Below are 470 nucleotides of genomic sequence, written 5' to 3' on the forward strand. Positions count from 1 at the left end.
ACCCCGCGCCGCGGCCGGTCCCGGCGGCGCGTGTCGCGACGACGCGGCCGGGGCGATCCTCCGCGATGTCGCCTGGAACCGGCCGGTGCATTGCCCCATATGCCCATTGCCCCCTATGCAAAGGGGGACGCGGCGCGTTTCCTCGAGAGCCCGGCCGCGTCCGCTCGAGGATGCGTGCGGCGTGACATGACCATCGTGCGACCCCTCTCGGATTTCCCGGAGCCGCGCGCACGGGCCAAGGCTGCGGCCGGGACCCGCGCTCCACGGCGGCCACCATCGGATCGGTGATGCAGGACAGCTTCGACGTGACGACGATCATCTTCCTGGCGCTCGCCGTCTTCGTGATCTGGCGGCTGCGCTCGGTCCTCGGGCAGAAGACCGGCGCCGAGCGCGCCCCGTTCAAGCCGGTCGACCGCAGCCGCACCGAGCCCCAGCCCGGCCGCGGCGACGGCGACAACGTCGTGCGCCTG

Annotated in this window: 1 pseudogene; it reads left to right on the forward strand. The window is 73.2% G+C overall.

The features are described 5' to 3' along the window. Nucleotides 1–287 precede the first annotated feature (287 nt). Nucleotides 288–470 (forward strand): annotated as a pseudogene (locus FV223_RS29800) (calcium-binding protein); the annotation flags it as partial.

Source organism: Methylobacterium sp. WL116, assembly GCF_008039455.1.
Taxonomy (GTDB): domain Bacteria; phylum Pseudomonadota; class Alphaproteobacteria; order Rhizobiales; family Beijerinckiaceae; genus Methylobacterium.